The organism is Parabacteroides sp. AD58 (assembly GCF_023744375.2).
Classification (GTDB): Bacteria; Bacteroidota; Bacteroidia; order Bacteroidales; family Tannerellaceae; genus Parabacteroides; species Parabacteroides absconsus.
Window position 1 is genome coordinate 2555684 of the sequence record NZ_CP146284.1, and the last position, 25623, is coordinate 2581306.

Consider the following 25623-nt stretch of genomic DNA (forward strand, 5'->3'; position numbering starts at 1 on the left):
TTATATCTCCTAAAACCAAATCTTGAAGCGAGTCACGCCATCCGAGTAAGTCTTGAGTGAAAATGAACAACCATGCTTCAGTAAAACCTCGCGGATAAATATCAATCCGATACCTTGCCCATTGGGCTTGGTTGAGAAGAATGGACTGAAAAGCTTAGCTTCCGTCTCTTTCGAGATACCAGCTCCCGTATCACCTATTTCCAGGCAAAGCGGATGATGAGAAGTCCGAATATAAATATCACCATTTTCACCTATTGCCTCAACAGCATTCTTAATAATATTGACCATGACCTGCTCGAACAGGATCGGATCTATTTTGACAGGTGGAAGTTCCTCTTCCAGCTCAATATGAATCCGGATTTGCTTTCCTACACACAGGTTCTCCATAAAACGCTTACACGATGAGACCAGTTCATTTAATGCAACCGACTTGATCTGCGGCTCCGGTATGCGTACTACATCCGCGAAGTTCGTAATAAAGCGGCTCATCCCGTAACAACGCTCAATCAATACCCGCAAGATATCACTCACTTCTGCCATATCTTCCATGCCCTGAAATGACGCCTCCAATGTATCTAATGTAGAAGTTATCCCGGCTGTGGTATTATTCACCTCGTGCGAGATCATCCGGATCACCTTCTCATAAGCTTTCTTCTCGGCTTTAAAGACCTCATGCGTCAATACTTCTATCAGATAGAATTCATGGCGCAATCCTCGATCCATAAAGAAAGAATGCGAACATTTATAAATATTGGCATCACTCAACCGGATGCTCCGGGAGCTGTCAAGTGGTATGTTCCGGATTTCTTCTAATAAAGGTTGTGTACACAAAGCCAAGGGTAAACCAAGCAAATCTTTCTCATCAGTCAGATGCAGTACGCGGCAAACAGCCGGATTAACCGACAAGATCCGACCGTCAAAATCGAGGATCAGAACACCCATTGGAGAAGCTTGTATCAGCAAGTCCAGGAAATGATTCTGTTCACGCACATGGAGGCGTTCGTTCTTCAGCTGTTCCATCATCCGGTTGAAGACATCCACAATACGATCGGTTTCCTTTTGCCCCACATGCCCCAATCGCGAACTAAAATCCTGCTCTTTCAGCAGGTCCATACCATTACTCAAGGTATAAAGCGGTTTGATGATGCGACGATAGAAATAGTACAGATAAACCAATAGCAAGATAATCCACCCTTCGAGGGCAAAGAAAATCCACTCAGCGTTTTCCCCGCTCCAAAGAAAGAAGATCAAGGCAAACAAGACTGCCAGCAACAGCAGGAATCCGAGGAAGATATTCTTTAATCGCATACCTTAATGCCATATTTTTCCAGTCGCCGATACAATGCAGCCCGACTGATGCCTAAGGCTTCAGCGGTTCGCGACAGGTTGTGTTCATATTTATCCAAAGCCTGGAGGATACTTTTTCGCTCCAGCTCTTCAAGCGTCAATCCTTCCAGTGAGGTAGAAGCGGATAAAGAAGATTGCGGCATTCCGAACTGCTCAAAGTCGGAAGCATCGATCCGCTGCCGTCCGGATACCAACAACGTCCGTTCTACCAGATTCTTCAACTCGCGGATATTACCCGGGAAAGGCAATTGCTGCAAATAGGTAAATGCTTCGGAAGTAAATTCAACTGGCGGCAGGCCATTCGTCTCTGCCAGCTTTTGGGCAAAATGACGTACCAAAAGCGGAATATCTTCCCGCCGTTCACGCAAAGCCGGTAAATGGACGGTGATCAGGTTAATACGATAGAACAGATCTTCACGGAACGTATGTTCGCGTACCATAGCCGACAAATCCCGATTCGTAGCACTGACAACCCGCACATCCACTTTCCGTGGACGACTATCGCCCAACACCTCAAAGGTCTGGTCTTGCAATACCCGCAATAGCTTCACCTGACTGGACAATTCCAGGTCTCCGATCTCATCCAGAAAGATTGTTCCTTTATCAGCCATCTCAAAACGGCCGGTCCGATCCATGTAGGCATCGGTAAATGCTCCCTTCTTATGTCCGAACATCTCGCTCTCGAACAGGCTTTGCGACAGACCGCCTAAGTTTACTTTCACAAAAGGCTCTTTTGCCCGGCGACTGTGTGTATGGACGGCTTCGGCAATCAGTTCCTTTCCCGTTCCGCTTTCTCCGGTAATCAAGACAGAGGCTGTTGTCGGAGCAATACGCGCCACGGTATCCAACAGGCTTAGCAACGCCGGACTTTTCCCTATGATTTTATCAAAACACGGATGAGCACGCCCGGCATCCGATTCTGATGTTGCCGGTTCTGCCGGCGCATATAAATCCAAAGCATTACGGATCGCCTTCAGTAATACCAGATTATTCCATGGTTTCGTGATGAAATCGAAAGCGCCGGCCTGCATGCCTTGTACAGCCAAAGAGATAGAGCCCCATGCCGTCATCAGGATAACCGGCAAATCCGGGCGCAGCACTTTGACCTGTTTCAGCAGATGGATACCTTCTTCCCCGGTTGTTGTCAGGGTAAAATTCATATCCATCAGTACCAACCGGAATTCTTCTTCGCGAACCAGACGAAGTGCGTCCTTCGGTCCATCCACCGTTACTGGCAGATAACCGGCCCGCTTCAGCAGGAACGTCAGCGAAGAACGTACCACGGCATCATCATCAACTACCAGAATTTTAGTATCTGTCATATTATCTTTTCTTCTTTATTTATAACTTCTTCTTTTCCCTCATCAGCTGCCAGCAAATCTGTAATTACTTTCGCCGGAATAGATAACCTGGAGAAAGCAAACATCCGCTTCCCCAAATCTTTCAACGACGCGCCGATGTGATAAACTTCCTGACCGTCGATCAGCAGGAAACGATCATGGCAATCCCGGTACGTCTTCACTTCAACCGGCAGATACTGGCTGTTATGCTTTTCCAAATCCAACTGCATCTGCGGCATGATCCGTTGTGTATAAATCACAGCCGATACATCCGTCCGGCGCTTACTCAACATCAACAGCACCGATTCATCTACATAATTGTCGATCAGTACCAGCGAATGCCTGGCCGACCGGATCAGATCTACAGCGAATTTATACGCATCAAAGATCTGACCATTATAGAAAATCCCTTCTACCGGAGGCAGGGAAGTCCGTACAAAGAAATCTACTTTATCAGTCAGTTCCCGGATCTGCCGGTCATGATCATTCAATCTTTCTTCTATCCGGCGATGAGAATACGGGCTCATCGCATAACCTTTCAGTACGTAATCTTTCAGTATCTGATTGGCCCACTGACGGAAGCGGGTGCCCTGCTTGCTCTTTACCCGGTAACCCACCGAGATAATCACATCCAGATTATAATAATCCACCCGATACGTCTTTCCGTCTGACGCAGTATAGGCAAATTTTGCCCAAACTGAATCTTTTACCAGCTCTTCTTCCTTGAATATATTACGAATATGTTTTCCTATCACACTGATGTCTCGTCCAAAAAGTTGAGACATCTCTTCAATAGATAACCAGACGGTCTCATTTTTCAAATGAACTTCCAGTTTTATTATCTCATCCGGCTGATATAATACAATCTCCCCTTCATCCATGTAATATTCCGTTTATCTGACGATCTTCTCAAATTCTGCATCTAATGTACAATTATTCAGAAAATCATACAACGTCAGACTACGGATATTATAGAAATAACGCCAATAATAGTACAGCTCTTCAATGTGTTTCTGCTTGGCACTGTCCTTTGACGTTTGGGCATCATTTAATTCAAGAATATCTATTTTCCCTACCATAAAAGTCTCTATAGAAGTTTTATATCGGCTTTCTGCCAGAGAATCTACTTCCGAGGCAATTTCCAATTGGGCAGCCTGGTTATTGAAATTCTCTACCAAAAGGAAAATATTCTGATTGAAATCCATCTGTTCCTGACGGATTTTCGAAAGCACGACTTCCCGGTTAGATTCGGCAACTTTTACTTTTCCTTTCCGCTTGCCCCAGTCCAGTATCGGAATCGAAACGCCTACTTGCACCACCTGATTATCTTTCAGCGGATTATAGGCTCCCGAAAAGGAAAGATCTTTCCCTGTATAACCAACCGAGGCAAACAAATTGATGCTTCGCTGGTTTCCTTTGGCCGTAGCTACATCATAATCGGCCTCCAACTGACGACGCAGAATATTCTTGGAGAAGGAATTATTCTCTTGAGCCCGTGCCAATACCTGCTGATAATCCAGACGCACACCGGTAATGACTTCGGGCAAAACCGGCTCAATCCGGTCCCGTTCACTTAATCCCAAGAAAGAGCGCAGCTGAAACATCATCGAATTCAGATTAGACTGTGCCTCCGTTACCTTTGCCTTTGCCTGCAAGGCCGACTGTTTGAGCTGCATCAGTTCGATTTCCGAGATATGGCCGATCTTCCGTTTGGCAATTGCTATCTCATAAAGCTTATTGGCATTCTCTAAGTTCTGTTTACAAACGGCCAGGTTATCTTCCGCCAGCAGCAGATTAAAGTAATGCGTAATAGTTGTAATGGTCACCGTTTCTACACTTTCCATAAAAGCAGCTTTCGCTTCTTCATAACGGACCGGCTCGATACGCCGCTTCCATTTCTGATCGTTCACTCCGAATATCGGCTGCGTCAATGTGAGGCTGACCGGAACACTCATGAATTCATTGTAAGCACTTTTCCCCAATTGGCGGGTAAAATCCAATGATGTATTCAAGGCAATCTTACCTCCTGTCAGGGCGATATTCTGCTCTATCGAGATTTCTCCATTAAGACCTAAGACATTATTCTGTACATACGTATAAGATCCGTCCGACTGCTGGTATTTGGAGTATTGCTTGCTGTACGAAGGCAATGTGCCGGTGAAGATAATCTCCGGCAATTGCTCCGCCTTGTGTGTCCGGTATTCCCAATAAGCCGTCTTCAATTCATTTAAGGCGACTGCCGCATCGACCGACTGCAATTGTGCTAACCGAATAGCATCTGTCAATGAAAGAGAGACAGTCCGAGTCTCCACGTCATCAGCATAGCCGTTATCACACATTCCTATGATATAAATTAAACACAAAATCCAAATTCGTTTCATATCCATTTCATTTTCCTGGATAGAAGCAAATGCTATGCCATAAATATATCTAACTGATTATCAATCCAAGGCGGATAATCATAGTGTTCGGTTTCGGACAGTTGGTTCACTTTCGGACGACAGAGGATTTTTTTAAATATACTCATTAGATATATATAGTTAGTTTTATATCTTTGTATAATCCTAAGGATATTTATTCACAAATACATTATGACGCATCATTCATAGGTTAACTATATGGAAATATATCATGGAAGTTATACAAAGATTCTTTCACCCCAAATCTTGAAAGGTCCATTTACGAAAGATTTTGGAGACGGATTCTATTGTACCGAGATAAGAAAACAGGCTCAGAAATGGGCAAAGCGCTATGATACTCCCATCGTAAACATATATGAATATCAACCCAATAATCATCTGAAAACTCTTTACTTTAAAGAAATGACAGATGAATGGCTTGATTTCATTATTGCCTGTCGCAATGGGGAATCACATACTTTTGATATTGTTATTGGAGCCATGGCTAATGATCAGATATATAATTATGTAGCAGATTTTATGAATGGTGTAATTACCCGAGAGCAATTTTGGGTATTAGCCAAGTTCAAATATCCAACGCATCAAATTAATTTTTGTACATCTCAAGCATTGACATGTCTCACATTTAAAGGATATGAGGAGATAAAAAAATGAATGGACGAGAAGATAAACAATTAAACGATTTGTTTTTTGTATGTAGCTTAATTGAGTATGTGGGGCGACAAACAAACAATGAACGGAAAACCATCGTAAACGCGTTAGGTCCAAAAGGGATAAAACATTATTACGAACTTGCAGAAGTCTATCACTGCGAAAATATAGACAAAGTAACCCACGAGATTGTAACAAAATATGGTATTACAAACGGCAACTACAACAACATTGCTGATGCTGAAGACAATATTCCGACTTATTGGGATATTGGAAAAGTAATGCAACGGCTTATCTCTGAAGTTGCCCGCAGGTCTCATAAAGATATTATCACTACTCTTATTGAGGTTTATAATTCATGGATTGTTCCTAAAATTGACAATTACAACAGCTCCATGTATTACGAAAATACCAGTTATCAATACGCATCTTATCAAGCAGGACATGCTTTATAACTTGAATCACATCATCTATCAGTCTTACAAAAAGATAGATAAAAGACGAAAGATGATTTGACAAACTGAAAGTAAAGTCACTTCCGGGATGATAAGAATACATAAAAATAAAAGTAACGAATATCCATTCCGATTCTCGTTACTTTCATTTTTGATTCTCGCGAGCTTTCAAAACAAAGGCTTAGTGTTTTGATTATTTCCCGGCGTATTTTCATCAAAAGCCGGCGTAAATTGACAAAAATACGCCAGCTTTTTACACTACTCTGCCCGCAAGGCATCGGCAGGTGCTATATGGGCTGCCTTTTGTGCTGGATACCAGACTCCTAAGACAATGATAAAGGCTAATAACAGCCAGGTGATCAACGAGACTTCCAAGAAGCGGAGAAGTCGTTCGTCGGCTGCCGAGGCTGATACCAAATCGGCATACACCAAGTTACCACAAATGAAGAGGGCGGGTAGCGCAGCCAGTGTAAGGAGCAGCAAACTTTCGGTGATGGTAAACCGAAGTAAGCCGGCACGCGACGAGCCCATCGCCATACGTAATCCCAATTCTTCCTTCCGGCGGTTCACACGGAACCAGAATGAACCGATAACTGCCAGGAATACATTAACCAGCAAGAAGAGCATCACTGACGAAATCACCTGTTGTCCGCTCGAATTGGAAGTCCTCTCCAGGAACTGCTCCCGAATATCGTTATAACTCTGTACATCAGACACCCAGAAATTCCCCGCCTGTAACTGGCGGCGCATCTCTTTCATAAAGCGTTCCTCAAAACCTGCCGTCTCGACATTCGGGCGGATACGGAAAGTGATTTGCATTTGAATGCATGTACTTTCCGGAACAATACCATCACGAGGAAACTCTATTTGGCTAAACGAAGCATAAGGTAACCTTTCATTGTATTCATCATTACGGACAGATTCCGTGACAGCTACAATTTTAAGTGTATCCTCTCCTTGTATTAACTCTTCACCCACGACATTGGTCCGACCGAAAAAGGTTTCAGCCAAGTTTGCCGAGATAACCAATCCCGGTTGAACAAGTCGTTGCGCCAGTTCATCCGGAGAACCGCCTGCCGCCGGACGAATATCGAAGACACGGAAATAGTCTGGACTGATATTATACCGCCGAATATTCCATAACTCTACACTGTCTTTCCGAAAGCCATACGTAGTATTGGAATGTGTATAGGGCAACGAGAACATCGATAAAGCCACAGCTTCCACATCCGGATGCTGCCGGATACGTTCCACGATACGATCGAAGTTCTGCTTCGGTTCTTCACTGTTTTCCGGATAAACGATAAACTGAGGAGCATCAACAGATCGTTTAGATACGGTCACTTGATATACACGGTCTGTATCGAATCCAACCGGACGATGATAAAGAGTATATTGGGCGATGAAATAATCAGTCATAATCCATAAAGCGACAAACACCACCATCAACTCAGCCAATATCCACAGATTACCACGGAATTGTGCCTGTATAATCTTCAAAATATGTCTTATCATACGTTTTTAGAGTTTATGAGTTTGTTTTCATTTATTCAATGCGCTTACTATATTCTCCCTTATGGCATTCCAGACCGGAACCATCGACGAAAGCAGATTCAGTAAAAGGCATACAGTAACTGCATAAAGAAAAACCTGCCAGTTCATCAGCATTCCAGCTGACAATGTAATTACATCTGCATCTTCCGTTATAAATTGCTGGTAACTGTTTGCAAGTAATATATTCTTATACATATCTACCAATCCATAAGAAAACAGCAAACCGGCAAGACTTCCCGGAAACATCAGGATCAGATTCTCCACAAAGATTTGCATAAACAAAGTTCCACGTGGAGCACCAAAGGCCTTACGGATACCAATCTCTTCCAGACGGTCCTGAATATGAGAAGCGTTCAGTCCGGAAATATTCAGTGCCGGAACCAACAGAAAGAGTAAAAGGAATAGAACAATCGCCAGATACGCCTTGGAACTACTCACTCCCATAATGGTCAGTGTGGCCGGTTTGATTTTAGGATCAGTAACCTGGCCTCCAACCAATGTTGTATTATACCTTTTTACAGCCTCTTCCAATTCTGCCTGCACGGCTGTAATATCATGCTTGTCGCGAAGCAAGATATTTGCCTGTAATTTACCTACCGTGTTTTCTCTTTCATCTACTGATTCTGTAATAACATTCGACATGGAAGTATAAGGCATCCATGCTTGTGAATAAGTATGCTCCAAAGTACCAGACACATCTTCTACCACACCACAAACACGATATTCCACCTCATTCAGCATTACTGTTTGCCCTATAACATCTTCTTTTCCGAACAATTTCCTCGCCATTGAACGACAAAGAACAACCGTTTTCAATCCTGATTCAAAATCAGACTCAGTAAAAGGTTTGCCATAGAGAAAATGAAATTCATAAACTTTCCAGAATACATCATTACAACCCATATATGAAATCTTCGCCTCATCATCGTTTCCAGCTACAGAAGCAAACATTTCACCACCTTGGAAATACTGATATATTGGAGAAGTTGTTATGGCTATCGCTTCAGGTTTTTTCAATGTAAGAACCACATCTTTTACATAACGTATACCTAATGAGCTGCTGTATGAGCCATTACCTTCATTATACTTGTAGATGACAAAATCCAGATAACACATCCTGTCCCGATGTACTTCCGGCGCTATATTAGCAGTACGAATATAATACACTACCGCTAGCACCATCACCATCGAAATCGCCAGTCCGGTTCCGATGATATAAACGGCACTGAAGAAACGGTTTTGTTTCATCAGTTGCCAGGCTTGTTTGAAATACAGATTTATGGTTATCATTTTAGTCCGTTTATTTAATTGTTTTATGTTTTCGAGGTAGCAAGCCAACAAAGTGACAAGTTTTTTATAACCTTGTTAACTTGCTCTCTTGTCAACCTTATTCATCTTTCAAGGCTTCTGTCGGATTTAACCGGGCTGCCTGTTTTGCCGGAAATACGATACCCGCTACAATCATCATGGCCAATGTCAGGAAAGCAATCAGAAAACTATGTACAAGGCGATCTATCATGGAAAGATCCATCGAAGTAGTAGTCAGCACATCCAATTGACCCAAATTGACATAAATCAGTACAGCTGGTAAGGTGACAACAGCCAGCAGCATCAAACCTTCTCCTATCAATTGGATAAAGATTACCATTCTGGAAGCACCGACAGCCATGCGCAAACCAATCTCCGGAATACGCTGACGAGCACGGAACCAGAATGTTCCGACAACACCCAGCAAGACATTAAACAACAGGAAACATACAGCGACCACATATAAACGGATATTGTCCAAAACAGAGCGTAACACTTCTTCCCGATAATAACTCATAGGAGTGACATCAGACAGATATATGTTTCCCAGTCTCAGTTGCTGTTCCATATCTTTCCTGAACTGCTGCATAAGCTCAGGTTTGTCTGCCGAAGGTTTCATACGCACGAACAAGTTTATATTCCCTGAAAGTATTTCAATCCCGTATTTCTTCAACTCATCCCGTCCGCCGAGATTCCGGTAATAAGCATAATCGTAAGAGGAAAATTCCTGATACCGCTGAGGTTCGCAAACCTCACCAATGTGATAGACGATACTATCTGCATCACCCTGATTGGTAATCCAGATATCTTTTCCCCGTCCTTCTGTTGCCTTACCGAAATATCTCTCCGCTACGGTAGCAGTCACAACAATCTGATTGTTACGAAGTGCATTTTCCAGCTTTTCCCACGATTGTCCGTCGGCAGTCTTTACCTTAAACACACGAAAATAAGACGGATCAACATCCCGGACAAAGCCATATCGTTGCATTTTAATACCATGAAAAGTAGCGAACCGATTGAAATACATATAATGGAAATGATTACCGGAAGTATAACCTACAGTTTCCACACGCGAATCCTTCTCCAAACGGTCTACGATTGTGAAGAAATCATCCATTCCATTCGTCGTGTGCACGGCGGTTGTATCATAATCCGCACTCGTTTCCGGTACAACACCCAACCAGACTTTATACACATGCGAAATGTCAAATCCCAAAGGCTGTTTGTATTCCTTGTATTTCACATACAGATAATCTGCCGCATAGAGCAGACAACTGAAGACAACCAGCAGTTCCAGCAGAATCAGCACATTGGCTTTCCGCTCGTTCCACATTTGTCGAATCATTGAAGCGATCATACCATTAACTGTTTAAAGCCTCGGAGATTTGCTGCCGAGTCGCTTTCCAGGCCGGGAATACAGCCGAAAGCAGGTTTAACAATAGACAAAGAATAAAAACGGCAATAAATACCCAGCCGTTTACCATCTGGAGCGAAAGCTGTTCCTGTCCCAACGAGGTAATCATCAGCCAGTCGCTCATGCAGGCAAGAGCAACATACGAAAGTATAAATCCCAACAAGCCGCCAATCAATGTCACTAACAGATTCTCCAGCAGAACTTGCGACATAATACGCTGCCGTGTGGCTCCATAAGCTTGTCGCAAGGCAAACTCTGGAATCCGTTTACGTGTCCATGCCAGGATAATACCGGAAATATTCAATGCCGGCACCAACAGGATGATAAACGCGATCACCCCAAACCGCAGAAACACTTTTCCTACCGATACTTCCGAATTTTCTCCACCCATCCACTTTTCCAGATGAGAGAAAGGCTGATGCAGGATATTGGCCTGCACATCCGAGAGACCGGCATTAAAGTTGTCAATACGCTTCAGTAGTTCCTGCCGCAAATCTTCCCGGTTATGTCCTTTCTTCAAGAGCATATAGCATTCGAAGGATCCTCCTATTCCTTCCATGTTATAAAACAGATGCGTTCCGGCTGTATAAGGAATCCACACATCTGCCCAGGCTTTGTCGGCAAAGCGCGATACATCTTTCACCACGCCACACACCCGATACACTTGGAAGTTAATCTTCAGCTCTTTTCCCACTACCTGTTCGGTGCCGAATATGGAACGGGCCACTTTTTCACTGATAACAGCCTCGTGCAACCCACTCTCAAAAGTAGCTTTCGAGAAAGGATTTCCTGTAACAAAGTCAAAGTTATACACATGCCAGAAAGCCGTATCAGTTTCCAGAATAGAGGCAGTAACTGTATTCCTTCCATCCATCGACAGCAAGATTTGTTTCTGCCAGATGTCACGCACCACTGCCGTGACAGCTTCGGCTGATTGCAACGGATAAAAGCATTCTTTGATAAAAGGTAAACCTAAGCCCGTCATGGCGATGCGTCGCCCGTCAGCTTTTCCTTCCGTCTTTACATACGTGACGTAATAGGTATCCGCACGGTGGCTTTCCGGCTTAAAGGCTGCTGTATTGGCTATGAACAAGATCACAAAGACCATGATCATACAAATCGCCAAAGCCGTTCCTAAGATGGAAAGCAAGGCCGCCAGCCGATTTTGCCGCAGCAACCGCCAGGATTGTTTGATATATGAGTTTATGCTTGGCATACTTGGTAAGTTTTTAAGTTTGTCAGTTTGTTAGTTTATCCGTTAACAAGAAGGCACTTTATCCGATAGCTTGTATCCTTGTCAACTCGTCAACTTGTACCTCCGTTATTGAATCTGACGTCCATCAAAGAAATGCACAATGCGTGAAGTCTGCTTTGCCTGGTTTTCATTGTGTGTTACCATGACAATGGTACGCCCGTCTTCCTGATTCAGCTTATGCAAGATTTCCATTACTTCCGCTCCCATCTTGGAATCCAAGTTACCGGTCGGCTCATCGGCCAGGATGATTTCCGGATTCCCGATAATGGCACGGGCAATAGCGACACGCTGACACTGACCTCCGGAAAGCTGTGTCGGGAAATGACGCATACGATGTGACAGACCGACTTTCTCCAAGACGGCGATGGCTGCTTCCCGGCGTTCTTTGGCTGATACATGCGGCCGGTACAAAAGCGGCAGCTCTACATTGTCCAATACATTGAGGGAATTGATCAGATGGAAAGACTGGAAGACAAAGCCCAGTGTCTTGTTACGGAAGGCCGCCAGTTGCTTATCGTCCATCGATGCGGTTTGTACACCGGCAATCTCTACCGTTCCGCGCGTTGGCTGATCAAGCAATCCCATAATATTCAGCAGGGTTGACTTTCCACAACCGGATGGTCCCATAATACTCAGGAATTCACCTTTATCTACTGTCAGATTTACATTTTCCAAGGCTACGGTTTCAATCTCTTTTGTCCGATATACTTTCTCTAAATTTGTTAATGTGATCATATTATTTAAGTTTTAAAGTTTGTTAGTTTATAAGTTGACAAGTTAACCAGTTGACGAGTTGACAAGGTTTTGAACACCTTTCTGACCTTGTCCCCTTGTCAACTCGTACCCTTGTTTCTTCTATTCATAATGCAATGTTTCTGCCGGATTCATTCGGGTAATCTTATTGGCTGGAATGCGAATACCCAGGTAAATCATACCGCCCATCAACAGATAAGAAACCGATAAGGTAATCAGGAAGCGCCACCAGGTATAAGCCAGCCGATACGTATCGGGCATATCCAGATACAACATATTTACCAAGAAGATCAGCAGGAAAGGTAAAGTCAGCGCCAACAGGAAAAGCCCTTCGAGGAATAATTCCCGGCGTAACTGTGCTTTTGAGGCACCGACAGCTGCCCGCAACCCGATTTCTGCCCGCCGTGACTGCGTGCGTAACCAGAAGGTACCGACAATCCCAAAGAAGATATTCACCAGCATGAACCCGACCATGGCAATCTTTTTCTTCTGATTGTCCAAACGAGGCTTCAACATATCAGCCCGGTATTCACTGATGGGTTTCAGGGTGGAAACATACAAATCCCCAACTTGTAACCGATCTCCTTGCGCTTGCAGGAATGCATTCATATCTTCTGCTTTGAAGCCGTCTTTCATCCGAAGAAGACATTGGATATAATAAACACCTTGTTCAGTGATCAGATCGCTCACTTCCTGATCGGTCTTTAGACAAGTCAAATAATGACCAATGGCTTTATCAAATTCTCTCTCCCTCATTGGCTGCATCACGGCAGCTACTTCCATCGGGTTAGATTCCGGATCTGTCTTTATTTTCTTACCAACAGCCATGGATGTACCAAACAATCCTTCCACTACATTCTCAGGAAGAACTACATTTCCCGGATGACGCATAATTTCGTCGTATAAAGGTTTCCCGTCAGGCGTTTTCATCCGAAATACCCGACAATAATCCGGTGTAGCGACATACCATCTCCACACTTGCGAATTATAGGCTGTATCATTCTCCGATATCAACCCATTTCTGAATCTACGACTGTAGGTATAAGGAATGGCTGCAGCCGATAAACCAACAGCCTCCACTTCCGGACAATGTCGTAGATTATCCAGTAAACGAAGAAAATTTTCGGAATCACTTTCCGCGTCTTGTAAAGAATCAGGTGATGAGGAGTCGAACTCCTTGTTAAATTCAACACTATACGTATTCGTGATGTCATATCCCAAAGGTTGCCGATAGGTATACGCATCAACCAATAAAGAATCGGCCATCACCCACAACATAGCCGTTACCAATAGTAATTCCAGGAAGATCCAAACATTCCCGCTTCGTTGGTTCCAAATCAAAGTCAAAAGATGCTTTATCATATAAATCCTGTTTTATCGTTATTTATTCGTTTCTTCTCCATTCTTCAAGGCCTCACAAATTGGCTTACGCGAAATCCACCAAGCAGGTAATCCTGCCGAAAGCAGATTGATCAACATACAAAAGAGCAAAGCAAGGACGAAAGCCTCGGGGCGGAACAGCATTTCGGCTCTCAACTCCGTGTTGCTTGCCTTAAGCAAGAAGTCTTTACACAAAGGAAACAAGGCCCAGGAAAATACCAATCCCAACATACCGCCCAGTAATGACATCAATCCGTTCTCATATAGGACCTGGCGCACAATTTGTACACTCGTGGCTCCGAAAGCTTTACGGACTCCAATTTCCGCCTGCCGCTTTCGGATGGACGATTGCGTCACGCCCAACAAGTTCAATACCGGAACAAGCAACAAGAAGAGCATTGCCCCACCTGTTTCCAACCAAAAGTCTTTCCAATCCACATAAATCTGTCCAATTGACCCCATTGCCTTGTCCCATTGCGTAATGGGATTCTCAAAGAACGAGATTGAATATTTCTCTTTAGTGGCATTATACCGGGCAATCTGCTGTTGTAACTCTTTCCGGATAGCATCAAAGTCACTCGACTTCTTTGCTAACAGAACAACATTGAAATTTCCAATCATATTCTCCAAGTCCTGCGAAGTCTTCAATAAAGGCCAGGCAGTATAAGGATACCAAACATCTGCATAGGCAGTCGCAGCAGCTTTACTGACATTCTCCACAACTCCACAAATACGTCCTATACCCGCATTAAGCTTTACTTCTTTTCCGACAACATCAACCGTTCCAAACAACTCTCTGGCCATCCATTCCGAAACAATCACCTGTCGGATACCAGACTCAAAGTCAGCTTCTGTGAAAGGTCCACCTTTGATGAAATGGAAGGAAAAGATTTTCCAGAAATTAAGATCCACCATCTTCACGGTATAAGCTGTATAATTACGCTTATCCAAAGTAGAGACGGGTTCCGTCTCCTTCACATAAGCAGTTACAGCCTCTGGAATTTTCAGGGAATAGAAACATTCCTTCACAGCTTCGTCAGACATATTACCGTTATTTTGTGACTCCTCACTTTTAACACAAGTTCCATCTTCCACATAAAGCATCCGGTCACGATGTTCTTCCGGATAATAATTGACTACCTGAACTTGCAGCACCAGCACGACCATCATGATCATCGTAATGGAAATGGCCGTTCCTATAATCGAGATCGTACTCACCAGCCGGTTCTCTTTCAGCATCTGAAATGCCTGTTTGATGTATTGTTTAAGCATATATGTTAGGTTTATAGTTAATAAGTTAACCCGTTGACGAGTTGACAAGGTTTTGAACACCTTTCCATGACCTTGTTAACTTGTCAACTTGTTTCCTCTATTTCTCCAATTTCATCTTTCTCTTATTCTTATAATTGCTCATGTCTGAAACAACGACCTGATCGCCGGGCTTCAGTCCGCTGACGACTTCTACCAGTTCATAATTACTGTCGCCCAACTGGACTTTCCGTTTCAGCAACTCATTTCCTGAGCGGACAAACAGTTCGTATTCACCCGGACCGACGTAATAACTGCCGTTGGCAATACGCATCACCGAATCCTTCACGGCTGTCAGGACATACACATCCGTTTTCAAGCCCGAACGAAGCCGCTTGTGATTGTCTTGCTCCAAACGGACTGAGAAAGACATCACGCCATTCTTCGACAACGGAGTAACATCCGTCACAGTTCCCGCCAATTCTTCCTTTCCGACTTTCACGATAGCCCGGCTGCCGGCAGCAATACGGTCGCCATACGTATCCGCAATCTCGCCTTCTATCTTGAAATGCGACAAATCCGATACAATCGCCACCTTCTCTCCTTGTGCCACCTGTGCACCGATATCTGTATTCACATATGTCAGAATTGCTTTCCGCGGCGCTTTGATCCGGGCATCATCGAGGGTCCGTTTGGTTTCCGCCAAAGTCTTGCGGGCAATATTCAATTCCAGTTCTTTCACTTTAAGGTCGGCATCTGCTGTTGCCTGTTCGTTGATAAACTTCTGTTCATCCTCTTCCAGTTTCAGCTTGCTCACATTGTAATCCAATTCCACCTGACGCACTTTATCAGTCGTTCCGGCACCCAGACTATCCAAGTATTGTTCGTTGCGCAGTTCCACCGCTTTCCGGTTCAGTTCCATCCGAGAGACTTTCAACTGCATTTCCATTTCCGACAGTTTGCTCCGGTTCTGGATGCGCAGCTGTTCCAACTTCAGTTCATTCATCTGCACTTCATCGAGCTGCTTCTTATAATCCGTTTCCGCACTCAGCAAATCCAGGCGTAAGATCGGTGTCCCTACTTCCACCGAATCTCCCCCTTTCTTATACACTTCCAAAATACGGGAATTAATGGGCGAATTGATAATCTCCTCGAATGCCGGAACGACCTTGCCCGAAGCACTCACCGACACATCGATACTGCCCTCATCTACCACCGAAAAGACAATATCCCGCTCATGCAGACTTTCCTGCATCAGCTGCATCAAGGCTATCACGGCTGCTATACCAACCACAACCATTCCGCCCCATTTCATCCACATCCGGCGTTTCTCCCGATTCCGCTGTTCTTTTGATATTTCTCTATCCATACGACTTTCTTCTTAACTGATCTTATTTGCCAACCTACGAGGCAAAAGCCGTGCCAAAAAGATAAATCATTGATTTACAAGACAGGCTTTTCTAACAAGTGTTCGGAAACGGACAATAACCAATTGAGAATGGACAATGGACAACAAAGAACCATCAATTTTCAATCTACATGATTGATTGTTTTCGCGCGCGGGCGCGCTACTCTCTCTCTCAATAATAAATATACTTTACTATACTTTACTTTGTGCACTTTTCACGGTTAAAATCGAAGTTTTAGCTGCGCAAATGAGGATTTCAGCAGTGATAATATGGATACTGAAAAAAGCCGGCGTGTTTTGATAAAAAGGTAGGCACAAAATGATGAAAACATAGGCATGAATTTATACAACACACATAACGGTTCGTTACGTAATAATTTTTGCTTTTCGAGCTAAAGCTTCAAACGCAGATTTTGGAAATTACTATATTTGTGAAGGGAAGAATACATAATAAAAACAAGTATTTGCATTAAGAAATGAAGGATATACAATATAATAAAACCAATAGCATTCTTGACGATACAAAACAAATCATCGAGACAGCCCAGTCGTTTGCCTATCAATCTATCAATATAGCATTAGTGAAACGTAATTGGCTACTTGGTAAACGTATAGCTGAAGAAATATTACAAGGAGATGAACGCGCTAAATACGGTTCTGAATTAATAAAACAATTATCTGAACAACTAACGAAATTATATGGTAAAGGGTTTACGAAAACAAATCTCTATCAATTCATGGACTTTTTCAGAAAGTTTCCAGAAATTTTCCACTCGCTGAGTGGAAAATCATCTACAAACCTTCTTTCATGGACTCATTACCGTGTATTATTACAGATAAATGACACCCATGTAAGAAATTGGTATGCGAATGAAGCGTTAATCCAAACATGGAATGTACGAACATTACAACGAAACATTTCATCTCAATATTATCATAGATTGCTCTTATCACAACATAAAGAACTGGTGAAACAGGAAATAATACAAAATACGAAACCACTCCCACAATCTAATAAATTAGAATTCATCAAGAATCCTATTATCGCTGAATTTTTAGGGATAACAACAGATTTACAGGATTTTACTGAATCTAACCTTGAAAGAGCAATTATCGATAATCTACAAAAGTTCCTCATGGAAATGGGGAAAGGATATGCTTTTGTAGCTCGCCAACAACATATTCATACAGAGAAACAAGATTATTATATTGATCTTGTCTTTTATAACTACATTTTGAAATGTTTTGTCCTAATTGATTTAAAAACAAACAAAATAACTCATCAGGATGTAGGACAAATGGATATGTATATTCGGATGTATGATGAATTAAAACGTACCGAAGGAGATAATCCAACATTAGGGATTGTGCTTTGTGCAGATACAGATGAGGATATAGCAAGATATTCCATTTTACATGGAAACGAACAGCTATTTGCAAGTAAATATAAACTCTATCTTCCGAGTGAAGAAGAACTGAGGGCAGAAATAGAGAATCAGAAAATGATTTACTATTTACAAAATGAAAATCTTTAAATCCAGAGAAGCGCTTGTATCGTATATGAAAAAGCCTCCACCCCGAAAGTATAAACTCTTTGAGGTGAAGGCTCTCCTTTTTTAGGAATAACCTTTTGCCGGGGAAAAACCGGCTATTTTACAAATGTTGTTATTGTTCAACGATTTCCTTTACTTCGACCTGGAATACCAATGTCGTATAAGGCTTGATATTGTCACCGTATCCAGAAACGCCATATCCCAATTGATAAGGAACCCAGACTTCCCAGATATCTCCTTCGTGCATGTGCTGCAAAGCGGTTGTCCAACCATCTACCACACCACTGACCGACGTTTCTAACGGATCGTCGCTGTTCTCTCTCAAAGCTGAGTCAAAAACTTCGCCTTGTGCCAGTACATTATTCCGGTCGCTAATAACATTTCCATCTTCATTGGTCACAAAACAGCCTTTGTAGTAACATTTAACCTTACTGGTGTAATAAATCGTCTCCGTACCTTCGCCTTTCTTCAGAATCTTGCAGATGATTTGTCCGTTACCACTTTCCGAATTGATGGTAAACAAGGTCGTATCAGTCTTTGCATCCTGTAAACGGGCATCGAAGGCGGCCAGATTTATTTCTTTCCAAGCCTCATCAATTACTATTTTATCATCATCATCACTGCATGCCGCCAAAGTGAACAGCATGACTACCAACATCCATGTAATGTGCCAATACTTTTTCATGTTATTCTTCTACTATTTTCTTCAACAAACTTCTCATGCTTACTTTCTCAGAGATAATGTCATGCAACTGGTCGATGCTGACACGTTCCTGTTCCATCGTATCACGGAAACGGATGGTTACGCAATTATCTTTCAATGTATCATGATCGACAGTGATGCAGTACGGAGTACCGATAGCATCCTGACGACGATAACGCTTACCAATTGAATCCTTTTCATCATACTGGCAACGGAAATCCAAACGCAGCATCTGCATGATTTCTTCTGCTTTTTCAGGCAGACCGTCTTTCTTTACCAATGGGAGAACAGCCAATTTGATCGGAGCCAATGCTGCCGGTAACTTCAGGACGACGCGTGTTTCGCCGTTTTCCAAAGTCTCTTCGCAATAAGAACCGGCCATCACACTCAAGAACATACGGTCAACACCAATAGAAGTTTCGATGACGTACGGAGTATAGCTCTGGTTCAATTCCGGATCAAAATATTGGATTTTCTTTCCTGAGAATTTCTCATGCTGGCTCAAGTCGAAGTTAGTACGACTGTGAATACCTTCCACTTCCTTGAAACCGAACGGCATTTCGAATTCGATATCAGTAGCAGCATTCGCATAGTGAGCCAACTTCTCATGGTCATGGAAACGATATTTCTCATTACCCAACCCCAAAGCCTGATGCCATTTCAAACGAGTAGCTTTCCATTTCTTGAACCATTCCATTTCTTCACCCGGACGAACAAAGAACTGCATTTCCATCTGTTCGAATTCACGCATACGGAAGATAAACTGACGGGCAACGATCTCGTTACGGAAAGCTTTACCGATCTGGGCAATACCGAACGGAACCTTCATACGGCCTGTCTTTTGTACATTCAGGAAGTTTACAAAGATACCCTGAGCCGTTTCCGGACGCAGATAAACCTTCATCGAACCATCGGCTGTTGAACCCATTTCAGTAGAGAACATCAGGTTGAACTGACGAACGTCTGTCCAGTTACGCGTACCTGAAATCGGACAAACGATGTCGCAATCCAGAATCAGCTGGCGCAAGTCCTCGAAGTTCGATTCGTTCATATCCTTTGAATAGCGTTCGTGGATTTCGTTCCACTTTGCCTGGTGCTCCAACACACGCGGATTGGTTGCACGGAACTGAGCCTCGTCAAAAGCATCGCCAAACTTCTTGGCTGCCTTGGCAACTTCCTTATTTATCTTTTCTTCTATCTTAGCCAAATGATCTTCAATCAGGACATCGGCACGATAGCGTTTCTTGGAATCTTTATTATCGATCAACGGATCATTGAAAGCATCCACATGGCCGGAAGCTTTCCAGATTGTCGGGTGCATAAAGATAGCCGAATCAATGCCCACTACATTCTCATGCAGCAAAGTCATGCTATCCCACCAGTATTTCTTAATGTTGTTCTTCAACTCTACACCGTTCTGTCCATAATCATAAACAGCACCCAGGCCATCATAAATTTCGGATGAAGGGAATACGAAACCGTATTCTTTACAGTGCGATACTAATTTCTTAAAAACATCTTCTTGTGCCATATCGAATCTTTTAATAATCTTTTCTAGCTTGATTTATCAGCTTGCAAAGTAAGCGATTTTTTCAAAATATTTTATCACTTCTTTCTGTAATTTGTTGGAAAACATAATGAATCTTCCATAAAAATGCTATCTTTACGACAAAATTATCTATAATAGTTGACTTAAATCATTCCTTTAATCATGATGCATTCAGAAATATCCCGTAGAAAGTTCCTGAAGAGCGCGCTGGCACTATCGGCTGCTTCAGTGATTCCTTCCTTCTGGATTCCGGCAAAAGCTAATACCATGCCTAAGAATCCCTTTGTCAGTGCCAATGACCGAGTAAATATTGCCTTTATCGGTATCGGAAACCGTGGTGGTGAAATTGCCAAAGAATTGTATAATACCGGACTGTGTAACGTAGTTGCCCTCTGTGATGTGGATATGGGAGCCAAACATACCCAGGAAATCATCTCGATGTTCCCGAAAGTTCCCCGTTTCCAGGACTTCCGGCAGATGTTCGACCAGATGGCAGACAAAATCGATGCCGTTACAGTGGGTGTTCCCGACCATTCACACTTCCCGATCACCATTGAAGCCATGGCACACGGCAAACACGTGTATGTAGAGAAACCAATGGCACGTACTTTCAATGAGATCGAAGTTATGATGCGTGCCGCCAAGAAATACGGAGTAGTCACCCAGATGGGTAACCAAGGCCACTCCGAAGCCAATTATTTCCAGTTTAAAGCCTGGAAAGAAGCGGGTATCATCAAAGATGTGACAGCCATTACGGCACACATGAACAGTCCGCGCCGCTGGCACGGCTGGAACCCGAATATCAAACACATGCCAATGGGCGAGCCTGTTCCGGAAACGATGGACTGGGATACCTGGCTGGGCGTTTGCCAGTATCATGCTTATAACCACGATTATCATTTAGGACAATGGCGCTGCTGGTATGATTTCGGTATGGGAGCTTTGGGCGACTGGGGTGCACATATTTTGGATACAGCCCACGAGTTCCTCGACTTAGGATTACCTACAGAAGTCAATCCGCTTTATCTGAAAGATCATAATCCGTTCTTCTACCCGATGTCTTCTACGCTGTTGTTCCGCTTCCCCGAACGCGGCAACATGCCGGCTGTAGATGTTACCTGGTACGACGGACTGGATAATATTCCGGCTGTACCTGAAGGTTACGGCGTTTCGGAAATCGATCCGAACATCCCGACCGTAGCCGGTGGAAAGATACAACCCGCCAAGTTGAATCCGGGTAAAGAGATCTATTCGAAGACATTGACCTTCAAAGGTGGTTCACACGGCAGCACGTTGTCGATCATTCCGGAAGAAAAGGCAAAAGAAATGGCATCCAAATTACCGGAAGTTCCGAAGAGTCCGTCGAACCATTATGCCAACTTCCTGCTGGCTTGCCAAGGAAAAGAAAAGACCCGCTCGCCGTTCGAGATCGCCGGTCCGTTAAGTCAGGTATTCTGCCTCGGTGTTTTGGCGCAGCGACTGAACCGCAAGCTGGTATTCGACCGTGATACTAAACAGATCACCAACGATCCATTTGCCAACCAGATGCTCGTAGGCGAACCGCCACGTAAAGGCTGGGAACAGTATTATAATGTATAAGGTCTTATTATAAGAAAACAAGGTTTCAGATCATCTTCCATTGATATGTCTGAAACCTTGTTTGCAGATGTATCTGTCCGTTTAGAACTTGATCATGCCTTCGTCTTCTTTCTTCGCGCTGTTTGTAGCACGGGCTTTCAATTTCGTCCGTTGTTGTTCGACGAGGGCATTCACGTTGCCGATGAAGGTCGCGAATTTCTCATCGCCGTGCATGGCTGCCAACATATTGACAATATCTACCAACTTCCGATAAGCATCGTCGGCAGCTTGGCGCGCCTGCTTCGAAAGCCCCACTTCGCGGGCAGCCTCTTCCTGCACCTTGGCATCCGTAGCGTTTAAGAATGAAGTTTCCGCATTTTCCAAGCGAGTCAACCACGGTTCGATATCCAGGTCTGTGAAATCGCCCATCTCTTTCGTCTGGTTCAATTCCTGCAACAAATTATGCAAGATACCACTTTCCTCGAGTTGTGGCTTGGCTGTCGGATTCCCGTATTTATCCAAAATAACCAACGCTTTCTCGGCAGCAACCGCCACCGATTCTTCCGGATGGGCAGTCATCGCCTTGATATAGTTGTATAATCCCGTCCACGCATAATCGCGCTCCGCATCCTTTTCCGCTACCCGTTTGGCCGAAGGCACTGTAGTAGAGACCTTCAACGCACTGTCCAAACCATCCACCGCCGTTTTGTGCGTATCCACGCCCGTCGTCAGGAAAGTAACCGATGTTTCCGGCAAACCTTCGGCAATCAAAGCCCCGGTCGTAGGCAATTCTTCGGCATATTGCTGAACACGTTGGTGGAAAGCGAAGTCTTCTTCGATGCGGAGGTGAGCCAAATTAAAAGTTATGATCTTTACCATAATATTCTCCTTTTTTAAATTAACACTGAGGCAAATATACAGATTATTCCTACAAAAGAAAGGATTGTAAGGCTTATTTTCCGTCGATAATCCATTCTTCCGAAAAAAAGCACCAGAAACTCCGTCGACACCCCATTTTTTTCAAAAAAAGCCCTGTCGACGCAATCGCAAGCCGATTTTTTCTAAAAAATAGGCAATCGACGGGCTCGGAAGCCCTTTTTTACGAGGAAATGGGTTAGCGACAGAGTTCCCGGTGTTTTTTCCCCAAAAAACCTTTCCCAACACTAAAACCTCTATTTCTTTCATCTTTTTTTATCCTACACATTTATTACATTTGCAAAATAACAATAGGGAAAGGGAAAAACATGGCATACGACATTCATTTGCAAGAGGAAGAATTGAAAAACAAAGTGGCACACGATTATTTTGCCGAATTCGACAGCACACAAATCATCGGGAAAATAGATTTCTGTATTGCTATGCCACACGATAGCGCAGCTTTGTTCGAAACGGAATATTTACTTTGGGCAGAAGCGAAGGCCGGAACGAAGAAAGACATCTACGAGTCATTCGTTCAACTGATCCTGACGATCGGCAAAGCCCGTACTTTCGACCATTACCAGCCGCCTTTCTTCTTAGGAGCATTTGATGCGGAAAAAATAGCTTTCCTGCCTTACGAAAATGTAAGCGAAGTATTTTATCAGAATGATTTTAATTGGAACGTCACGCCCAGCAACCACGACAGCAAAGAATTCCGCCAATTATATAACATGGTAAAAGAAACGATCGAAAAGAACCTGCTCTTCTACCATTTTAAAGATAACAACAAAGAACTGCGCGCTTTTATCCGGGCCAACTTCAAAAAAAACATCAAACGGGTCACCAAAAAGCGTATCAATCTCTCAAACCTGACACATATCTACCAGCATTGGTGTAAATTGGTAAAACCGTCGATCAACATCAGTTGGGATACGGCAAAAGCCAGCGGTATATTAGATGCGGATTTCTTCTTAGCAGATGTCTTGTCGAAAGATAACCTGACCCTGAAAGACAAACTATTTGTTTTGTTGAAAAACAACCGGTATATATTAGACCGGAAAATAAACGATGCAGGACTGACAGAACAGCAGATAGCTGAATTTATGGACGGCGGCGTAGCTCATACCCAGTTTTGGAATCATTATGTCCGACCGCCCAAGAAAGAATATTGGGAAAGTATCGTCACCCGCCGCGACCGCCTCGTCCCCCAAGATGTGCGCGAGCGTAAAGGCTCATACTTCACGCCCCAACAATGGGTAGAGTTATCACAAGAATATCTGGCCGCCGAATTGGGTGAAGACTGGCAAGACGAGTATTATATATGGGATTGTGCGGCAGGAACAGGTAATTTGCTGAACGGGCTTAGCAACAAATATAACATTTGGGCATCAACGCTCGATCAGGCAGATGTGGATGTGATGCACGACCGCATTGAAAACGGAGCCAATCTTTTACATAACCATGTCTTTCAATTCGACTTCTTGAATGACCCGTTTACTAAATTGCCACAACCCTTGCAGGATATTATCAACGATGAAGAAAAACGAAAGAAACTTGTCATCTATATCAATCCTCCGTATGCGGAGGCAAGCGATACCAAGACGTTAAAAGGAGGAAAAGGTAAAAATGCAGTAGAACAAAGCATGGTGAATAAAAAATATAAATCATTGCTTGGACAAGGAAATGCAGAGCTATTCGTACAATTTTTCACGCGAATATACCTCGAAATCCCCTCAGTGGTCCTTGCAGAATTTTCAAAGTTGAAAATTCTGCAAGGACCACACTTCGCCGATTTCCGGAAATTTTTTCGAGCGAAGCTCGGTCAATTTTTTGTGATTCCGGCCAACACATTCGATAATGTAAAAGGACAATTCCCTATTGGTTTCATGGTTTGGGATACAAAAATTAAAATACCTTTTATCTCTGCCGAAGCCGATGTTTATAATAGAAAAGGGGATTTTATTACAAAAAAAACATATCAAGCCTATGATCTGGCTCTCTATATGAACGAATGGATAAAACCTTTTAGAGGGAAAAAGGATGCAACAAATATCATTGGAAAGTTTCCTTTTAAAGGAAATGATTTTCAAAATCAGAATATGGTCCAAATCGTTCATCAGAACATGATCTATAACAAAGAAGCAGGACAATTTTACATCAACTATGATAATGTAGGGTTGGCGGCTGTTTATTTTGCTGTTCGTAAAAGTATCGAAGCCACATGGCTCAACGACCGTGATCAGTTCCTCTATCCGAACGATGGATGGCAGACAGACAACGAATTTCAAGCAGATTGTTTGGCCTATACACTATTCAACAACAATATTCAAAGCGAATTCGGCATAAACCACTGGATTCCTTTTACAGAACAAGAGGTAAATGCCAAAGAAAAATTCCAAAGCAATTTCATGAGTAATTATATTCAAGGAAAGTGCAGCAAAAAAGAGCATACTCAGATTGAACTATTCGATCAGACTAAAAACGAAATAACCCCTTTGGTATTTTCAGAAGAAGCACAAGAGGTGATGGATGCCGGACGGGAATTGTGGCGTTATTATCATGCACAACCAGACGCCAATCCAAACGCAGCCCTCTATGATATCCGGTTGTATTTTCAAGGGAAAAACGAGAAAGGTAAGATGAACAATAGCAGTAATGATGCTCGCTATACCCAATTGATCGCCACTTTACGAGAGAACCTCAAAACACTTGCTCAAAAAATAGAGCCTAAAGTATATGAATATGGTTTCCTAAAAAAATAGCATCGCTTATAAAAACGGCGATGCTAC

Annotated in this window: 21 protein-coding genes; 5 read left to right on the plus strand and 16 right to left on the minus strand. The window is 43.2% G+C overall.

The window, feature by feature from the left end; genetic code table 11:
* Positions 1-9: 9 nt before the first annotated feature.
* From NEE14_RS11040 to NEE14_RS11055, 4 genes are read right to left on the minus strand one after another with little or no spacing between them, the layout of a single operon-like run.
* On the minus strand, positions 10-1308 hold the full coding sequence (locus tag NEE14_RS11040; RefSeq protein ID WP_251967845.1) for a sensor histidine kinase: 1299 nt from the start codon (positions 1306-1308) through the stop codon (positions 10-12).
* Positions 1299-2669 carry a sigma-54-dependent transcriptional regulator gene (locus NEE14_RS11045; RefSeq protein WP_251967844.1) on the minus strand — a complete coding sequence of 457 codons (1371 nt, stop codon included), beginning with the start codon at positions 2667-2669 and terminating at the stop codon, positions 1299-1301. The genes NEE14_RS11040 and NEE14_RS11045 overlap by 10 nt, the downstream gene beginning before the upstream one ends.
* Positions 2666-3568 (minus strand): virulence RhuM family protein, encoded by a 903-nt coding sequence (gene rhuM, locus NEE14_RS11050; protein WP_251967843.1) that lies wholly within the window; start codon positions 3566-3568, stop codon positions 2666-2668. Before rhuM ends, NEE14_RS11045 begins: the two co-directional genes overlap by 4 nt.
* Before the next feature lie 12 nt (positions 3569-3580).
* Positions 3581-5068: a TolC family protein gene (locus NEE14_RS11055; RefSeq protein ID WP_251967842.1), complete on the minus strand. Its 1488-nt coding sequence runs from the start codon at positions 5066-5068 to the stop codon at positions 3581-3583.
* 237 nt (positions 5069-5305) lie between these two features.
* On the opposite strand from NEE14_RS11055, the gene NEE14_RS11060 reads away from it, so the two are divergent.
* Both NEE14_RS11060 and NEE14_RS11065 read left to right on the plus strand, forming a co-directional pair.
* Complete coding sequence (locus NEE14_RS11060) at positions 5306-5761, plus strand: DUF3990 domain-containing protein (protein WP_251967841.1); 456 nt, start codon at positions 5306-5308, stop codon at positions 5759-5761.
* Positions 5758-6213: a hypothetical protein gene (locus tag NEE14_RS11065; protein WP_243325782.1), complete on the plus strand. Its 456-nt coding sequence runs from the start codon at positions 5758-5760 to the stop codon at positions 6211-6213. The genes NEE14_RS11060 and NEE14_RS11065 overlap by 4 nt, the downstream gene beginning before the upstream one ends.
* Before the next feature lie 258 nt (positions 6214-6471).
* Here NEE14_RS11065 and NEE14_RS11070 read toward each other — a convergent pair whose 3' ends face one another.
* The 8 genes from NEE14_RS11070 to NEE14_RS11105 all read right to left on the minus strand — a co-directional run bounded on the left by NEE14_RS11070 (position 6472) and on the right by NEE14_RS11105 (position 16494).
* A complete protein-coding gene (locus tag NEE14_RS11070; protein WP_251967840.1) occupies positions 6472-7728 on the minus strand; it encodes an ABC transporter permease in 1257 nt (418 codons plus the stop codon).
* 27 nt (positions 7729-7755) lie between these two features.
* Positions 7756-9057: an ABC transporter permease gene (locus tag NEE14_RS11075; protein ID WP_251967839.1), complete on the minus strand. Its 1302-nt coding sequence runs from the start codon at positions 9055-9057 to the stop codon at positions 7756-7758.
* Positions 9058-9154: 97 nt separating this feature from the next.
* Positions 9155-10432 carry an ABC transporter permease gene (locus tag NEE14_RS11080; protein WP_251967838.1) on the minus strand — a complete coding sequence of 426 codons (1278 nt, stop codon included), beginning with the start codon at positions 10430-10432 and terminating at the stop codon, positions 9155-9157.
* A 4-nt stretch (positions 10433-10436) separates the two neighbouring features.
* Positions 10437-11705, minus strand: coding sequence for an ABC transporter permease (locus tag NEE14_RS11085; protein ID WP_251967837.1), 1269 nt, complete (start codon positions 11703-11705; stop codon positions 10437-10439).
* 105 nt (positions 11706-11810) lie between these two features.
* Positions 11811-12479 carry an ABC transporter ATP-binding protein gene (locus tag NEE14_RS11090; RefSeq protein WP_022454595.1) on the minus strand — a complete coding sequence of 223 codons (669 nt, stop codon included), beginning with the start codon at positions 12477-12479 and terminating at the stop codon, positions 11811-11813.
* Positions 12480-12599: 120 nt separating this feature from the next.
* Positions 12600-13859: an ABC transporter permease gene (locus NEE14_RS11095; protein ID WP_251967836.1), complete on the minus strand. Its 1260-nt coding sequence runs from the start codon at positions 13857-13859 to the stop codon at positions 12600-12602.
* 18 nt (positions 13860-13877) lie between these two features.
* Complete coding sequence (locus tag NEE14_RS11100; protein ID WP_251967835.1) at positions 13878-15149, minus strand: ABC transporter permease; 1272 nt, start codon at positions 15147-15149, stop codon at positions 13878-13880.
* Between the two features lie 97 nt (positions 15150-15246).
* A complete protein-coding gene (locus NEE14_RS11105) occupies positions 15247-16494 on the minus strand; it encodes an efflux RND transporter periplasmic adaptor subunit (protein WP_251967834.1) in 1248 nt (415 codons plus the stop codon).
* Positions 16495-17009: 515 nt separating this feature from the next.
* Here NEE14_RS11105 and NEE14_RS11110 point away from each other — a divergent pair.
* The gene (locus NEE14_RS11110; protein WP_251967833.1) at positions 17010-18068 is read left to right on the plus strand and encodes a PDDEXK nuclease domain-containing protein; all 1059 of its coding nucleotides are present in this window, start codon (positions 17010-17012) and stop codon (positions 18066-18068) included.
* Between the two features lie 130 nt (positions 18069-18198).
* Here NEE14_RS11110 and NEE14_RS11115 read toward each other — a convergent pair whose 3' ends face one another.
* Together NEE14_RS11115 and NEE14_RS11120 are read right to left on the minus strand one after the other, a co-directional pair.
* Complete coding sequence (locus tag NEE14_RS11115) at positions 18199-18771, minus strand: FKBP-type peptidyl-prolyl cis-trans isomerase (protein WP_251967832.1); 573 nt, start codon at positions 18769-18771, stop codon at positions 18199-18201.
* Between the two features lies 1 nt (position 18772).
* On the minus strand, positions 18773-20320 hold the full coding sequence (locus NEE14_RS11120; RefSeq protein WP_251967831.1) for a glycine--tRNA ligase: 1548 nt from the start codon (positions 20318-20320) through the stop codon (positions 18773-18775).
* Positions 20321-20500: 180 nt separating this feature from the next.
* On the opposite strand from NEE14_RS11120, the gene NEE14_RS11125 reads away from it, so the two are divergent.
* Complete coding sequence (locus tag NEE14_RS11125; protein WP_251967830.1) at positions 20501-21937, plus strand: Gfo/Idh/MocA family oxidoreductase; 1437 nt, start codon at positions 20501-20503, stop codon at positions 21935-21937.
* Positions 21938-22018: 81 nt separating this feature from the next.
* On the opposite strand, the gene NEE14_RS11130 is transcribed toward NEE14_RS11125, so the two are convergent.
* A complete protein-coding gene (locus NEE14_RS11130) occupies positions 22019-22795 on the minus strand; it encodes a DUF6261 family protein (RefSeq protein WP_251967829.1) in 777 nt (258 codons plus the stop codon).
* Positions 22796-22936: 141 nt separating this feature from the next.
* The gene (locus tag NEE14_RS11135; RefSeq protein WP_251967828.1) at positions 22937-23101 is read right to left on the minus strand and encodes a hypothetical protein; all 165 of its coding nucleotides are present in this window, start codon (positions 23099-23101) and stop codon (positions 22937-22939) included.
* Between the two features lie 59 nt (positions 23102-23160).
* On the opposite strand from NEE14_RS11135, the gene NEE14_RS11140 reads away from it, so the two are divergent.
* Positions 23161-25596: a hypothetical protein gene (locus NEE14_RS11140; RefSeq protein WP_251967827.1), complete on the plus strand. Its 2436-nt coding sequence runs from the start codon at positions 23161-23163 to the stop codon at positions 25594-25596.
* The last annotated feature ends 27 nt before the right edge of the window (positions 25597-25623 follow it).

Excerpts from the sequence above, each read along its gene's own strand:
- NEE14_RS11060 (WP_251967841.1), top strand. The coding sequence starts at position 5,306 with ATGGAAATATATCATGGAAGTTATACAAAGATTCTTTCACCCCAAATC.
- NEE14_RS11040 (WP_251967845.1), bottom strand. The coding sequence starts at position 1,308 with ATGCGATTAAAGAATATCTTCCTCGGATTCCTGCTGTTGCTGGCAGTC.
- NEE14_RS11135 (WP_251967828.1), bottom strand. The coding sequence starts at position 23,101 with ATGAAAGAAATAGAGGTTTTAGTGTTGGGAAAGGTTTTTTGGGGAAAA.
- NEE14_RS11045 (WP_251967844.1), bottom strand. The coding sequence starts at position 2,669 with ATGACAGATACTAAAATTCTGGTAGTTGATGATGATGCCGTGGTACGT.
- NEE14_RS11125 (WP_251967830.1), top strand. The coding sequence starts at position 20,501 with ATGATGCATTCAGAAATATCCCGTAGAAAGTTCCTGAAGAGCGCGCTG.
- NEE14_RS11140 (WP_251967827.1), top strand. The coding sequence starts at position 23,161 with ATGGCATACGACATTCATTTGCAAGAGGAAGAATTGAAAAACAAAGTG.
- NEE14_RS11095 (WP_251967836.1), bottom strand. The coding sequence starts at position 13,859 with ATGATAAAGCATCTTTTGACTTTGATTTGGAACCAACGAAGCGGGAAT.
- NEE14_RS11115 (WP_251967832.1), bottom strand. The coding sequence starts at position 18,771 with ATGAAAAAGTATTGGCACATTACATGGATGTTGGTAGTCATGCTGTTC.
- rhuM (WP_251967843.1), bottom strand. The coding sequence starts at position 3,568 with ATGGATGAAGGGGAGATTGTATTATATCAGCCGGATGAGATAATAAAA.
- NEE14_RS11085 (WP_251967837.1), bottom strand. The coding sequence starts at position 11,705 with ATGCCAAGCATAAACTCATATATCAAACAATCCTGGCGGTTGCTGCGG.
- NEE14_RS11075 (WP_251967839.1), bottom strand. The coding sequence starts at position 9,057 with ATGATAACCATAAATCTGTATTTCAAACAAGCCTGGCAACTGATGAAA.
- NEE14_RS11080 (WP_251967838.1), bottom strand. The coding sequence starts at position 10,432 with ATGATCGCTTCAATGATTCGACAAATGTGGAACGAGCGGAAAGCCAAT.
- NEE14_RS11070 (WP_251967840.1), bottom strand. The coding sequence starts at position 7,728 with ATGATAAGACATATTTTGAAGATTATACAGGCACAATTCCGTGGTAAT.
- NEE14_RS11065 (WP_243325782.1), top strand. The coding sequence starts at position 5,758 with ATGAATGGACGAGAAGATAAACAATTAAACGATTTGTTTTTTGTATGT.
- NEE14_RS11090 (WP_022454595.1), bottom strand. The coding sequence starts at position 12,479 with ATGATCACATTAACAAATTTAGAGAAAGTATATCGGACAAAAGAGATT.
- NEE14_RS11130 (WP_251967829.1), bottom strand. The coding sequence starts at position 22,795 with ATGGTAAAGATCATAACTTTTAATTTGGCTCACCTCCGCATCGAAGAA.
- NEE14_RS11105 (WP_251967834.1), bottom strand. The coding sequence starts at position 16,494 with ATGGATAGAGAAATATCAAAAGAACAGCGGAATCGGGAGAAACGCCGG.
- NEE14_RS11110 (WP_251967833.1), top strand. The coding sequence starts at position 17,010 with ATGAAGGATATACAATATAATAAAACCAATAGCATTCTTGACGATACA.
- NEE14_RS11120 (WP_251967831.1), bottom strand. The coding sequence starts at position 20,320 with ATGGCACAAGAAGATGTTTTTAAGAAATTAGTATCGCACTGTAAAGAA.
- NEE14_RS11100 (WP_251967835.1), bottom strand. The coding sequence starts at position 15,149 with ATGCTTAAACAATACATCAAACAGGCATTTCAGATGCTGAAAGAGAAC.
- NEE14_RS11055 (WP_251967842.1), bottom strand. The coding sequence starts at position 5,068 with ATGAAACGAATTTGGATTTTGTGTTTAATTTATATCATAGGAATGTGT.